Source organism: Streptococcus porcinus (genome assembly GCF_900475415.1).
GTDB lineage: Bacteria > Bacillota > Bacilli > Lactobacillales > Streptococcaceae > Streptococcus > Streptococcus porcinus.
The window spans coordinates 1,919,833-1,934,303 of record NZ_LS483388.1; the positions used below are offsets into that span (position 1 = coordinate 1,919,833).

General features: G+C 37.7%; 12 protein-coding genes. 3 read left to right on the forward strand and 9 right to left on the reverse strand.

Annotated elements, in window-relative coordinates; all coding sequences use genetic code 11:
• Nucleotides 1-141: 141 nt before the first annotated feature.
• The 6 genes from DQM45_RS09560 to DQM45_RS09585 all read right to left on the reverse strand — a co-directional run bounded on the left by DQM45_RS09560 (nucleotide 142) and on the right by DQM45_RS09585 (nucleotide 5,030).
• Entirely contained in the window at nucleotides 142-1,029 is an 888-nt protein-coding gene (locus DQM45_RS09560) for a YSIRK signal domain/LPXTG anchor domain surface protein (RefSeq protein ID WP_003084264.1), read from the reverse strand.
• 208 nt (nucleotides 1,030-1,237) lie between these two features.
• The gene (gene nusG / locus DQM45_RS09565) at nucleotides 1,238-1,780 is read right to left on the reverse strand and encodes a transcription termination/antitermination protein NusG (RefSeq protein ID WP_037598996.1); all 543 of its coding nucleotides are present in this window, start codon (nucleotides 1,778-1,780) and stop codon (nucleotides 1,238-1,240) included.
• Nucleotides 1,781-1,917: 137 nt separating this feature from the next.
• Nucleotides 1,918-2,097, reverse strand: a complete 180-nt coding sequence (gene secE, locus DQM45_RS09570) for a preprotein translocase subunit SecE (RefSeq protein WP_003085088.1) — start codon at nucleotides 2,095-2,097, stop codon at nucleotides 1,918-1,920.
• Between the two features lie 9 nt (nucleotides 2,098-2,106).
• Nucleotides 2,107-2,259: a 50S ribosomal protein L33 gene (gene rpmG, locus DQM45_RS09575; RefSeq protein ID WP_077322630.1), complete on the reverse strand. Its 153-nt coding sequence runs from the start codon at nucleotides 2,257-2,259 to the stop codon at nucleotides 2,107-2,109.
• A 48-nt stretch (nucleotides 2,260-2,307) separates the two neighbouring features.
• Nucleotides 2,308-4,611 carry a penicillin-binding protein PBP2A gene (gene pbp2a / locus DQM45_RS09580; protein WP_003082691.1) on the reverse strand — a complete coding sequence of 768 codons (2,304 nt, stop codon included), beginning with the start codon at nucleotides 4,609-4,611 and terminating at the stop codon, nucleotides 2,308-2,310.
• A gap of 32 nt (nucleotides 4,612-4,643) precedes the next feature.
• Nucleotides 4,644-5,030 carry a RidA family protein gene (locus DQM45_RS09585; protein ID WP_003083595.1) on the reverse strand — a complete coding sequence of 129 codons (387 nt, stop codon included), beginning with the start codon at nucleotides 5,028-5,030 and terminating at the stop codon, nucleotides 4,644-4,646.
• Nucleotides 5,031-5,255: 225 nt separating this feature from the next.
• On the opposite strand from DQM45_RS09585, the gene DQM45_RS09590 reads away from it, so the two are divergent.
• Both DQM45_RS09590 and DQM45_RS09595 read left to right on the forward strand, forming a co-directional pair.
• Nucleotides 5,256-5,450, forward strand: a complete 195-nt coding sequence (locus DQM45_RS09590) for a hypothetical protein (protein WP_039984941.1) — start codon at nucleotides 5,256-5,258, stop codon at nucleotides 5,448-5,450.
• Entirely contained in the window at nucleotides 5,431-6,321 is an 891-nt protein-coding gene (locus DQM45_RS09595; protein ID WP_039984705.1) for an RluA family pseudouridine synthase, read from the forward strand. Before DQM45_RS09590 ends, DQM45_RS09595 begins: the two co-directional genes overlap by 20 nt.
• A gap of 9 nt (nucleotides 6,322-6,330) precedes the next feature.
• Here DQM45_RS09595 and DQM45_RS09600 read toward each other — a convergent pair whose 3' ends face one another.
• Complete coding sequence (locus DQM45_RS09600) at nucleotides 6,331-7,965, reverse strand: zinc ribbon domain-containing protein (protein WP_003084216.1); 1,635 nt, start codon at nucleotides 7,963-7,965, stop codon at nucleotides 6,331-6,333.
• 203 nt (nucleotides 7,966-8,168) lie between these two features.
• Between DQM45_RS09600 and DQM45_RS09605 the strand changes: the two genes are divergently transcribed.
• Nucleotides 8,169-9,668 (forward strand): C69 family dipeptidase, encoded by a 1,500-nt coding sequence (locus DQM45_RS09605; protein ID WP_003083248.1) that lies wholly within the window; start codon nucleotides 8,169-8,171, stop codon nucleotides 9,666-9,668.
• 116 nt (nucleotides 9,669-9,784) lie between these two features.
• Here DQM45_RS09605 and DQM45_RS09610 read toward each other — a convergent pair whose 3' ends face one another.
• Both DQM45_RS09610 and groL read right to left on the reverse strand, forming a co-directional pair.
• The gene (locus DQM45_RS09610) at nucleotides 9,785-12,643 is read right to left on the reverse strand and encodes a G5 domain-containing protein (RefSeq protein WP_003086034.1); all 2,859 of its coding nucleotides are present in this window, start codon (nucleotides 12,641-12,643) and stop codon (nucleotides 9,785-9,787) included.
• Between the two features lie 159 nt (nucleotides 12,644-12,802).
• Complete coding sequence (gene groL / locus DQM45_RS09615) at nucleotides 12,803-14,431, reverse strand: chaperonin GroEL (RefSeq protein WP_003084572.1); 1,629 nt, start codon at nucleotides 14,429-14,431, stop codon at nucleotides 12,803-12,805.
• Nucleotides 14,432-14,471 lie beyond the last annotated feature (40 nt).

The window sequence follows — 14,471 nt, forward strand, 5'->3', positions numbered from 1 at the left end:
TAGTTCTTTCTATTATAGCATGAAATCAATGGTTAATAAATGGGGAATCACAAGCAATAGCTCTTTTTTCGCTTATAAGTGTTATAACTAGCAATGACCAAAAAAAGACGGGAATCCCCATCTTTTCAATACTCTAAATCATTACTGTTTTTTACGTTTTGTACCGTATGCTACCATACCTGAAGCTGCTATAACAGACATTGCAATTGCTGTTAAGATTGGGCTGTTATCTTCACCAGTTACAGGTAAAGTTGATGCGTAATGAGATGCTTTATCTGATCGTGGCATTGCTTGTGGTGCCGCACTTTCCGCAATTCTCTTTGTTTCTTGTGGACGATTTGTTTCTTGAGCCACCTCGTTTTGTTTTGCTTTTTCTTGTTCTTTTTCGTTATCAACTGTTTCGGTTGTATCTTTTGTAAGTGATTCAACCATTTCTTCTGTATGTGGCTCAGTTGTTTCTCCTGAGTTTTCTGTATCGGAATCAGTTGTCTCTACTTCTGTTTCTGGTTTTTCTGGTTGAACAGCTTCACTTTCCGAATTCTTATCTTCCGTATTTTCAACTTTTCCTTCTTCCTCATTTTCAAGAATTTCAGGATGTTCTTCGGCTACTTCGCGTTTAAGTTCTTCTTCTAACTTATCTTTGTGGATTGCTCTTAAACTTGGTAGCGTTTGCTTCAAGAATTCTTCTAGACCTTCAATTGTTTTTGCAGAATCTGCTATTTTTTTTATTAAACTACTAGCTCCTAATGCTTCTAACTCCTCTAAAGCGTCCTTTTTAGCAGTTTCTAATTGAACCTCTTTATCAACTTTTTCAACCTTTTTCGACTTTTCTTTAGCAGATTCTAATGTCTCTTCTTTTTTGGCTTCTTCATTTTTTTCAGAATTTTCTTTTGCCACTACTGGTGATGGATCGTTACTTACTTCATGCGCTGATACAACGCTTCCCCCTGCTAAGACAGCCACAGAAACAGCTGCTAAACCGTAGGCAGATTTTCTGAGGTAGTATTTCATACGCTTATTTTCTTTCATTTCAACTCCTTTTCTTATTTAAAGATAATTTTTATAACCTTTTTCTAAACATAAGGCTAATGATATTATAACTTTTTATTTTCATTAAATCAATATTGGTTTATTGTATTTGTTTATTAATTACATTACAAAAAAATGTCAGTTTTAAACAAAAAAGCACTAGACTACATATCTAGCACTTGATTTTTCTAATTTTTATCACATATCATTATTGCAACTCTGCAATCTGATATAGCTCAACTTCGGCAATGGTTTCAGAACCAAACATATTAAGCGTTAATTTAACCTTATTGTTCTCAATCTCAACAACTCGACCTTCTTGTCCCATGAAGGCCCCATCAATGATTTGAACAACATCACCTTCTTTGATATTAGTGTCGAAGACATCAATCGTTTGTCCCATTGAAAGGAGGATTGAACGAATCTCTTCTTCAAGTAACGGGGTTGGTTTTGAACGGTTCCCGTGAGAACCAACAAATCCTGTAACATTTGGCGTATTACGAACAACAAACCAAGCTTCATCCGTCATAACCATTTCCACTAAAACGTATCCAGGGAAGCGATTTTCTTCAACTTCTTTGGTTTGACCATTTTTTTCAATATTCACTGTTTGTGTAGGAATCTCAACACGTAGAATATTGTCTAACATATTGTAGGTTTGAGCACGTTGCAAGAGGTTTTCTTTCACTTTATTTTCATAACCAGAATAAGTTTGAAGCACAAACCAACCCTTATCAAATGAGTCTAACATATATTTTCCTTTCATCAGAAAAAAGCCTAAGACGGCTTTTGGAATGATTTCGTTACCCTCATTATAATCCAAGTCCCTAGTCCTGTCAATGATTTCCTGAATGCAAACAAAAAAAGCCGAAGGATGTCGGCCTTGTTTTAGTTAAAATAGGTAATTATTGATAAGATACCTTTAGATAATAGGTGGTCAAAAATGAAAATAATAATAGTAAAGAATGCAGTGTATTCAAGTACTGCAATAAAATCTTTCCAACGTTGTTTTCTATTTGGCCAGGTTGTATCTTTCAATAATGTAAAAATACCACTGATAAATCCCATCAGACTCTCCTAACGTGTTTCTTTATGTAACGTATACTTTTTACAATGTTTACAAAATTTATTTACTTCTAGTCGTGTCGCTTTAGGCGTACTACTAACCCCAATTGAATAGTTTCGGCTCCCACACTCGACACAGGCTAGGCTTGCTTTTTTCTGTGCCATAGCGCCCTCCGTAGAGATATTCTAACACGAATTATTCAATTGCGCAAGCTATCTAAAATAGTCAACAATCCCATCCCATATACTTTTTGCTTTCTCTTTTAAGCCATAGTTATTGACTGCATCAGAAATTGATTTTGAAGCATCTTCAGCTGATTTTCTAAGATTATCGATAATATCATGAGAATCTTGAGCAGTTTCAGTACTTGTTTCATTTATTCCATAGACCGCCGAAATACCATTGGCAGCATAGGCGTTATCGACCTTAAACTGACTACCTTTAGTATAAGGTAAAATATAAGAGGCCTGCGTACTAAAGATTGCTGAGGCTGTTCCGGCGCTCGAGTCTGATAAATAATGATGCTCATCTGTCTTATTAAAGCCTATCCACTGACTAATAACAACGTCTGGGGTATACCCAATAACCCATTGGTCACCTGATAAATCTGGATTAAAATCTGTTTCTGTGGTCCCTGTCTTACCAGCTAAGGTATAGCCATAGACATTAGCATTAACAGCAGAGCCGTTTGAAAACGTTCCCAACATCATACTGGTCATCTTATCAGCAACAGATTGACCAATGACACGTTTGGATTGATCCGAGTGCTCTTTGACAACTTTCCCGCTTGCAGTTTCAATTTTAGTAATAAAGTGAGCTTTGTGCATCACTCCATTATTAGCAAATGCCGAATAAGCCTGAGCCATTTCAAGTGGATTCGTCGTAATACTACCACCTAAAGCAATTCCTAATTCTTTACTAGAAGAAGGCATATCTAAGCCAAATTTTTTACCATAAGCTATGGCCTTATCAATCCCCAAATCCTTAACCGTTGCAACAGCTGGGATATTATAAGAATTAGCTAAGGCTTGATACATTGGCACATCTTCCGACTCATAATTTCCATAGTTATGAGGTTTATAGTCACCAAAATCACGAACTGTATTTGGTAAGAGCTTATCTATAGACCAACCAGAAGCTATGGCAGGGGCGTAGACAATCAACGGTTTAATGGAAGAAGCTGGGCTACGTTTTGCTTGTGTAGCATAGTTGAAACTACGAAACTCTTGCTTACCATCAGCATTAACCCTTCCTACAAGTCCACGAACACCGCCAGTTTTAGGGTCTAACGCAACACTAGCGCCTTGAGCACTTGTCCCATCGTAAGCGGAAACAGGAAAAAGATTAGCCGTATTGAAAGTCGTTTGCATACCTGTTTGGTAATTCTGGTCTAATTCAGTGTAAATTTTATAACCATTATTAACCAAGTCCTTTTCTGAAATACCATAAGTAGAGATAGCTTCATTAATAACTGCATCAAAATAGGATGGGTATTTATAGTCATCTGATTTGCCAACATAAGTGTCTGCTAAACGATTACCAATACCAATAGACTTAGCTTCTTGGGCCTGTTGCTTGGTAATCTTACCAGCATCAACCATGACAGATAAAACGGTATCTCGCCGATTAGTCGCATTCTTAATAGAATAAAGAGGATTATAAATTTCTGGACCCTTCAGCATTCCTGCCAAAGTGGCCGCCTCATCTAACGTCAAATTCGCTGCGCTTGTTCCAAAGTACTTTCGACTGGCGTCTTCGACACCCCAAATCCCATTCCCAAAGTAAGAATTATTGAGGTACATGGTTAAAATTTCTTTTTTACTGTACTTTTTGGTTAATTCTAAAGCTAAGAAAAATTCACGCGCTTTACGTTTAATTGTTTGATCTTGGGAAAGATAAGCATTCTTTGCTAATTGTTGCGTAATTGTTGAGCCACCACCAAAATGTCCCGCAGTAGCAACTGCCAGTAAGAAACGGCTAAGGTTAATACCGTTATTTTCATAAAAAGTGCGATCCTCAGTTGCAATAACAGCATTCTCAAGATTGTCAGAAATAGCATCCAACTCTACATAAGTTCCTTTTTGACCTGATAAACTTCCTGCATACTCTGCTTTATTGTCATAAATAACAGTTGTTGCCTTTAATGCATTCTGTAAATCTGAAACCTTGGCCGTCTTGGATAAGTAAAAAAGATATGATCCTATCGCTAAAACAAGCGTCCCAATGACAATCAGGAAAATTTTTCCAATATGATACCGACGCCAAAAACGCCTAATTGGATTTCGAGGAGAGGGCAAGATAGCCTCCAACTTCTGCTTCCAAGCAGGCTCTTGTTTTTGTGAGTTCCCTGAGAGCCCCCGCCTCCTGTGAAAGGAGGCTTTTGCTAACTCTCCTTGGCTAGCTGTCTGAGATTCTTCAGTTAAACCATCAGAAATTTTGTAGGCTTCTCGTTCTTTTTGTTTTTCCGCATATTTTTTGGGTAAAAACTTCTTTTCAAGTAATTCTAAAAGTGTCATAGTGTTATTATACCACTATGGGCAGTCAAGTTCTAGTTTGAACCAGTTTGAACAGGTTTAGAATAGGCAATTCCATCAACTTGGAAGAGCAAACCCTCAGGCCCTCCATCTTGAGCAAACTCTGTTTGAATAGATTTACGAGCTGGGTATTTGCCATTAAATCGCTCTTTTATCACTTTTTCTAAAATTGGAAGATTCCAGACATCACGAAACAGACAATCCATTTTAACAACTGCTTCTAAACTTAAACCAACCAATCCGAGACGTCGTTCCATTTCATCGAAAGCACCATTAATCTGGTCTTCAATTGGTTGTCCGACATTTCCAGTGCAAAAATTCAAAAAATAAAAATCACCTGCTTCCACAAGCCCTGTGTGAGCAGATTCTTCATTTACATCGTAACGTCTAATAGTTTTCATTAGGTATCCTTTTTTACTAATCAGTTTTTACTTATTATACCAATTTATTAAGGAAATCCTATATCAAAAAAATTAAAAATACTTCTTTTTATCCTAAAAGACAAAGACTACCGTTAACCCAACTTAAAAGGTAGGTACACGGTTTCCAGTCATCCAAAACAAAGAAACATGCTATAATGGTACTATATCTTATAATAAATATTTAGAAAGAACATGGTAACATTTATGAAAAGATTTGAGGCCTTTAAAGAAACCTTATCTGCTGATAGCTTAAAAGCTATTTACGAAGAAACAAAGATGGAAGTCGCAAATGATGAACGTGAGGGTACTGAAGCCTTCTCCGCTGCTTTAGCAACCCAGATGGCTATAAATCTTATTGAAAAGTATCACGATTGGCTCAATGAAAATCCAAACAAATAGTCTCGAGAGCTTTACAGTCACTTTTATCAACCCTTACTCACAAATGACTGTGAAAGAATTATTAGAAACTAAACTATTAATCCCTCGAAAAATCCGCCATTTTTTAAGGACGAAGAAGCATGTCCTAGTTAACCAGCAATTGGTAACTTGGCAGGATTTGGTTACAAAAGGTGATGAAATCAGTTTAAATTTTGATTCGGATGATTATCCTCAAAAAAGAATTCCTTTTGGCAACCCAGACTTAGTGGAGTGCCTTTATCAAGATTCTCACCTTATTGTGGTTAATAAATCCGAGGGAATGAAGACTCACGGAAACGAACCAAATGAACTAGCTCTTCTCAACCATGTCTCCGCTTTTGTAGGTCAAACCTGCTACATTATTCATCGTTTAGATATGGAAACAAGTGGAGCTATTATCTTTGCCAAGAACCCATTTATTCTTCCCATTATGAATCGCTTACTTGAGAATCGTGAAATTGGCAGGAACTACTGGGCTTTGATTGATGGGATAATTGAGAACAAGGATACAACCCTACGGTTTCCAATCGGGCGCCATCGCCACGACCGAAGAAAACGAGTAGTTGATTTAAAGAATGGTCAAAAAGCCATAACGCATGTAAAACGGTTAAAAGCTTATAGGCCTAAATTCAGTTTAGTTGATTGCTCCTTAAAGACTGGTCGAACGCACCAGATTCGAGTTCACTTATCACATATTGGCCATCCTATTATCGGTGATCCTTTATATCATCAACAAACTACCTCACAGCGCCTCATGTTACATGCTCATCAACTCTATTTCAAACATCCGCTAACACTTGAAACAATTGTGATTGATGCCAAGTCAGAAACCTTTGAAAAAGGACTCCCTTAGGAGTCCTTTTTATTGACGTGTTAGCGTTAAACCAGAAGCCGTTTTACTGTAGTCAAACTCTTTATCCAAACCGGTTTGCCATATAATTGATGTTAAACGATCACCATCAAGATGGAAACCATATTCGTATTTTATGTTCATACCACCAATCCCTCCTCCGATAATCACAATTTCACCAGTTCCAGAGGAGAAGCTTAAGCGATAGTCACCTGGAGATTTTTCTTCAGCCTTGCTAATCTTAGCACTTGATGTTTCTTCTTTTCTCTTAGGATCTTTATAGGTAGTTTTACGCGTTATAGTACCATCCTCATCAATAATCATAGTATAAGTAACATCATCCTTAGTACCTTTCCAAATACCAGCCATACCTTCTGGTAAAGGCGAAGGTGCTTTAATTTGATTTTTCTCACTAGTTACTGTAATGTTTTTATCACCAGCTTCACTAACGATATACTTATCCCCTGATTTTTTCAAGGTCATTTTACCAGTGATATCTTGAAGAATGTGACCTGAAGATCCCTTCGTAGGATCTGTATCCTTGTTATAGGTATAGTCATAATTTGCAATAAAATCAATTAGATATGCCTCTTTTCCAACTTGAGTCAAACCACTTAAAACTACATTTGGAATAGCAAAACTAGAAGCCTTACGCTTGTCTGTTTCAAGCTTAGCTTTAATACTTTCTTTCAATCCTTTATAAAAGCTATTGTTAGCACCGTTTTCAAAAACATCATTCAGTTTCGTTGAGTCCTGACGAGTACTTGTATAGATCATCAATTGATCAAAAGCTGATAGTAAATATTGTCCAGCTTTATCTTTAGCTAATAAATTGTCCACATCTAAGGTGATGCTTGAATCTTCTCGAATATCATCCAGTCTAACTTTTTTAGAGGTTAGTTCTCCATCCGGAAAAGTCTTTTTTACATAAGCTTGCGCAGAATGGGTCACTGGGTAATCTTTAACATCGTAAATGCCATCTTTCAAGCTACCAATCCGACTATCGTCAAAATATAAATCGCCATCAACTAAATTACTGCTAACGGTGAAATTCTTAAACGTTACCGATAAATCTAAAATCTGATTTTTCCCATCATATTTTTTACTAATAACAACTTTTCTTCCCTTATAGTTGCCATTGATACTAGCTTTATAATCAGCAATCGGCAGTCGTTTTAATTCTGTCGAAAAGTGGTCAGAATCAGAATGTGCTACCATTTTCTGGTTTAATAAAATATCTTCATTAGGAAGATTCGTTTTTATAGTCAAAGACATTGGTTTCATAGCGATATAATAGGCAGGGAAAATACCAAAATGGCGACCCTTTGCCTTAAGGTATATAGAATCAGATGTGTCTGCCTCACTTAGATGCTTTTTAACCTGATCGATTTCTGACTTCTTCAGACGAGTAAAATGAGCAAAATTTGCCTCATCATTAGTGATCTTTTCATTGGTATCTGACCAAATTAGATACTCTTTAATATTCTCAAATACAGAACCTGTTGAGAGACTCCTTGCTTTCGCGTAACGATTGATGACATTAGCTTTTGAATAATAGAAACTACCAAAAGCGATAACACCTAAAAACAGTAAACCTAGTAAGCTAAAGCTAATTTTGATCCATTTCTTTTTAAAAAATTGTTTCATATTGGTATCCCTTTCACTACGAACTACTCTTTATTATACCAAATTTATAAGTATTCTCCTAAAAAATCCAAAATATTAAAAACATTGTACTTGTTAAATTTTTAGAGAGTTTGTGAAATCCTTCAATATCGGTAAATGATTGAATTTATTTTTTTTGTAGCATATAATACTATTGGAAGCGCACACAATTTCGGAGGATTATTATGAACACAAAAAAATTCACTCTCACAGCGGCAACATTTTTAGCTGCTCTTGGTTGTTATTCATCTGTTGACGCTTGTACAGGATTCATCATTGGTAAAGACTTAACAAGAGACGGTTCAACTCTTTACGGCCGAACAGAGGATTTAGAGCCAAACCATAACAAGACGTTTATTGTCAGAGATGCAAAAGATCACAAAAAAGGAGAGATGTGGAAGGACAAAGCTAATGGATTTGAATACCCACTACCGAGTCATTCCTTTAAGTATACAGCTGTTCCTGACGTTACCCCAGAACAAGGAGTCTTTGATGAAGCTGGCTTTAGCGAGCACGGTGTCTCTATGTCTGCCACAGTCTCCGCTTCTGCAAACGACAAGATTTTAAAAAAAGATCCCTATGTTAAAAATGGTTTAGCAGAGTCTTCAATGGCCTCCGTCATTCTCCCTAGCGTAAAAACAGCTAAAGAAGGAGTCCAGCTCATCGCAAAAATCGTTAAAGAAAAAGGGGCAGCTGAAGGTAATATCGTTACTATCGCTGATAAAGATGGCGTTTGGTATATGGAAATTCTGTCAGGGCACCAATATGTAGCCATTAAATTTCCAAACGATAAATTTGCTGTCTTTCCAAATACTTTCTACCTAGGCCATGTCAATTTCGACGATAAAGAAAACACTATTGCATCTGCTGATGTTAAAAAGGTTGCAAAGGAAGCTGGATCCTATAAAGAGGTGGACGGACAGTTCCATATCGCACGATCCTACAACCCCAAAATGGATGATGCCAACCGATCACGCTCGTACTCAGGTATTAAATCTCTAGACCCTGATTCTAAGGTCACTTATAAAGATGATAATTTTGAATTATTACAAAGTACTGCTAAAAAATTCACCTTAGAAGATGCTATTAAATTACAACGTAATCGCTTTGAAGGTCTAGACTTAAAACCTCTGGATCAAATGGAACTAGATGGTAAAGGAAAACCTAAATCAAAAGAAGCAGTAAAAGGTTACGCCTATCCCATTTCAAATCCAAATGTGATGGAAGCACATATTTTCCAACTTAAGCATGACATTCCTGCTGAAATGGGGGGTGGTGTCATGTGGCTATCTATTGGAAGTCCAAGAAATGCTCCATATTTACCTTATCTAGGTAACATCAACCAAACTTACAAAGCATATCATGAAAACAGTACTAAATATAACAAAGACTCTTGGTATTGGACTGTATCACATATTAATGATATGGTTGCTGCTAATCCTAAGAAATTTGGCACTGAAGTTATTGACGAGATGAAAAAGCTCGAAAAAACCTGGATGGTAGAGCAAGAAACAACAGATAAAGAAGTTTCCAAATTAATTACAAGCAATCCTAAAGCTGCTCAAGAAAAAGCCAACCAAGACTCTATGAATCGTGCTGAAAAGACTTTTAAACGTCTTAAAGAAATTGAATCTAAGCTCGAAAAAGAAAGCCCTAAAAGTAGAGATAATAAAGTAAAAAAATAAGTAGACTTTAGGTACTTTTAAGCTTTATTTAAGTTAAGATGTTTAATCTATAGGCATCCTAACCCTTTTTTCATAAGTTTAATAGCGCCCCTGATCTTCAGGAGCGCTATTTTTGTTTAGATAATATCTTTTTTCTTGAGTTTTAACCCTAATCCAAATAATAAAATGCTAGAAATCACTGTCATAAAGAAATTATCATCATCACCAGTAGTTGGTAAAGTTGATTTTAAGGGCTCTTGATTCATCTCTTTAAGGACTGGAGCTTTTGTTGATCCAACCTGGACCATCGGCTCTTGAGTTTCTTTACTAACGATTCCTATCTCAGAAATCTCTGACTTAGGAGCCACTACAGTAAGTTTTGAACCAACCGCAATCACTCGATCTTGAGCAGCTACAACTACTGGGCTACTATAAACAATGGATTCAAATCGACTATTAGGACCATCTTGAACAAAATGGTATGAGACCACACTCACTGTGGATGATCCTTCTCGTCCTGGATTAAGAATTACCTGAGTTCCAAGGGGAATATGAGGATCATTAACATACTGAACCTGATAAGCAATCGGACTCGACTGCGACGTACCTACTTGATATTGTATAATCATTGGACGCATTTGCGCTATAAGAATTTCCTTAGTAGATGGTGTGATAACACCAGTCACTGGATCAAGACTATAAGTTGTTGTCAACCTCACAAGACCATCTTGTCCAGCATCAACTACCTTAACTTGCCAATCACCAAGCGAACGGTCCTTCACTTCTTGGTAAACAACAGTCATAGCCACTTGTTTATCACTAGCTACCGGTTTAATTCCCTTAATAATGACTTGATCTTTAGCTATGCTAGAAGAAACAACTGACTCAGTTGCAACTAATTGATTATTACTGTCAAGTGTATAGGTGGTTCTAGTTGTTTCTGACCCATTTACACCTTCTTTTATGATATTACTTTGCCCCGTAGGATCATAAGCTAAAGTCATATCGCCCGCATAAATCGTTTTATAAGGTGTTGACACTGTAGTTTCAACCGGCATTGCACCATAAATAACTCGACCATTGACCGGTGCGGTCACCGTGTCTGTGACTAAGTAAGGTACAACTCGAGCAGTTCTTGGATAGTCAAACAATTTATGATAAAGACTAGCAAAATAATACTCTGACGCAGCAAATGGACTATACCCACTTCCATTTCCAGGCATATATGCATCCCCTGTAAGCGGGTTGGCAACAAATGTATCATAAGGAGTACCGTATAAACGATGCATGATGTATTGGCTTAGCCCTTCAGCAAATGCTTCCTCACTATTATCTCTGTAATATGACCACACATCTGGGCGATCAAAATAAGTATGGTAAACATCTAAGAATTCCGTTGTGTCCGAAAGAGCCATGACAGTGTCAATCGTGTTATCAGTATTGCGATCAGAGGTTTCCATATAAAGACCACTTTTGAAATCAATAATATGAGTCATCTCATGCAAAACAGTCGCTAACAATTCAGTATTATTAGACACATACTTCAAAGAGATAGATTGATCTGCGGAACTAGCTAAACCAAGTGTAGTTGCTCCCATACCAGGAATTTCCCCATCATAGATAACCAAATTAGCAATAACACGCTGAATTTCTAAAGGGAGAGACTGTAGCCTTGCTTCAAAATCCTGCTTTTGATCATCAGGCATAGCTGTATGGCTATAATCCACATCAATCTTGACACTATCTCGGTAGTTATTATAGCGACGTGTTAAGGAATCAAATTGTCTGGTCATCAAATCCATATCAGCTTGTTGCTCAGCAGTTAAGGTGCCTAGTGCTGTTAATTGATTATAAGCCAGCTGTGCTCGTTGATAATCAGCTTTAATATCTGCATATAAAGCATCATTAATAATATTACTATTGTTATATCTTAAAAAATCATCACTAGAGCTTGTCAAATTTTCTGGTACCAACTCTAGTCCGTAATCTTGAGCCGAAGTATTCCACAAATCATCTTTACTCGCTTGCAACAGTCGAGCATAAAATGTATTATCATCTGATAAGCCAAGTGTTGCTCTAAGTTGGGAGTTAGTTGGATCTAGCATTTCACTTGTTACAGGTCGAACCACACGTGTTCGAGTAGTTGAACCATCAGCATTCGTAACAGGGATGTAGTCGTACATGTAGTTTTCAGCATACTGAGCATACTCCCTAACAGTGCTTTCACTTCTATTAAAGTCAGCTGGTAAAGCTGGCATAGGCACAAAAAGACTATCTACAGCAATTCGGTCACTAGGCAATGCCTGTGTAGAATCAACATGGTAAAAAGGCTGGTCAATCCATTTATAAGCTTCAGAATAAACAGCTGGACTTGTGGGAGCTGTGGTTTCTGTCTCTATCTTATATGTAGTAGTTGTACTGGTACTGCCATCAACCGCAGGAATGACAAGATCTGTCCCCACAGGTTTTGTAACATCAACACTGTAAACAGTAGTAGCTGGTGTCGTCGAGGTTACCGTAGTCGTCGGCTTGGTTCCTAAAACAATGACTGTTTCGGTTGGCTCAATCCGCTGAACCGTAATTACTGGATTACCATTAGCATCTAAAGCTCCTGTCTGAGTGGTAATTAATTTACCATCCACACCTTGAGTCTGGATTTGTCGGTAACCCACAGCTTGGCTAGGATCTGAAACATATCGGATCGGACTAGAAATAACCGTTTCCGTAACAGTTGGAATCATCGGTACTGCTAAAGTCGTTGTTCCAGATGATGTAACTGTTCCACTAGTAGCTAAAGGTGTTGTTGCAGTAGTACTAGTTGAGTTTGTAACAGCAGGTGCTGTCGTTACCAAACTTGTTGGTGACGTCGATGTCACTAGTCCAGTAGTCTCCTCTGCACCGACAACCTGGGTTGTTAGCATCACCCCTAATAAGATACTACCAACCCCCAGCACCGTTTTGCGGATGCTAAAAACTTCTTTTTTATCCCTAAACATTCTCCTAATCCTCCCTTTTGTAACCTCTTTTTAATATTCCTTAACCTGATTGTAGCATATAAGTATTAATTTACAAAAGGTTTTGCTATAATTTTTCAACAAATTAAAAAAGCAGCAAGAAACTTAATCTTTGCTACCTTTTTAACGTATCTTCTAACTTTACATCATGCCACCCATCATGCTTGGATCCATTCCGGCTGGCATCGCTGGAGCTGCTGGTTCTGGTTTATTGGCTACAACCGCTTCAGTAGTCAATATTAAACTTGCAACTGATGCTGCATTTTGAAGTGCAGAACGTGTCACTTTCACAGGATCGATAATGCCTGTTTCAATCATGTCAACCCATTCACCACTTGCAGCATTAAAACCAGTTCCTACTGGGCTATTTTTTAACTTGTCAATAATAACCGAACCTTCAAAGCCAGCATTATAAGCAATTTGACGAACCGGCTCTTCAAGTGCACGAAGAACAATATTACGTCCGGTCGCCTCATCTCCTGTTAAGTCAAGCGCAGCGACTTTTTCAATAACCGTCACAAGTGCTGTTCCACCACCACTAACAATACCTTCTTCTACTGCTGCACGAGTAGCGTTTAAAGCATCTTCAATGCGCAATTTCATTTCTTTTAATTCTGTTTCTGTTGCAGCACCTACTTTAATAACTGCGACACCACCTGCCAATTTAGCTAAACGTTCTTGTAATTTCTCACGATCAAAGTCTGAAGTTGTTGTTTCTAACTGTGATTTGATTAGTCCCACACGGTTAGCAATCGCTTCAGCAGAGCCAGAGCCCTCAACAATGACTGTAGAATCCTTGTCAACAGTTACTTTAGCAGCCTGTCCAAGCGCAGCAATTGTCGCATCCTTAAGCTCCAGTCCTAAATCTTCTGTAATTACTGTTCCACCAGTTAAAATAGCAATATCTTCTAACATAGCTTTACGACGATCACCAAATCCTGGGGCTTTCACAGCCACAACGTTAAATGTTCCACGGATTTTGTTCAAAACAAGAGTTGGTAATGCTTCTCCATCCACATCGTCAGCAACAATAAGCAATGGGCGACTTGTTTTAAGAACTTCTTCTAGTAATGGTAGGATTTCTTGAATATTTGAAATTTTCTTATCTGTTATTAGAATAAATGGATTTTCAAGATCAGCAACCATCTTCTCATTGTCAGTCACCATGTATTGTGACAAGTAACCACGGTCAAACTGCATACCTTCAACTACTTCAAGCTCAGTCTCCATACCGCGTGACTCTTCAATTGTGATAACTCCATCATTTCCAACACGTTCCATAGCTTCTGAAATGTATTCACCGACTTTTTCTGAACGTGATGATACAGCTGCTACTTGAGCAATAGCTTCTTTACCAGTAACAGGTTGTGCAATTGTTTTCAACTCTCCAACAGCTGCTGAAGTAGCTTTTTCAATCCCACGACGAATACCGATTGGGTTAGCTCCTGCAGTCACGTTTTTCAAGCCTTCACGAACAATAGCCTGTGTTAAAACTGTCGCAGTGGTGGTTCCATCACCAGCAATATCGTTAGTTTTTGATGCTACTTCTGAAACCAGTTTTGCACCCATATTTTCGAAGTGATCTTCCAATTCAATTTCTTTAGCAATGGTTACCCCATCATTGGTGATTAGAGGTGAGCCAAAGGCTTTTTCAAGTACAACATTACGGCCTTTTGGTCCCAAGGTAACCTTAACTGTATCTGCTAAAATATCTACACCACGTACCATTGCTGCACGCGCATCTGCTGAAAATTTAATATCTTTTGCCATATAAATCCTTCTTTCTGTAACTATTATAATGAGGAGACTA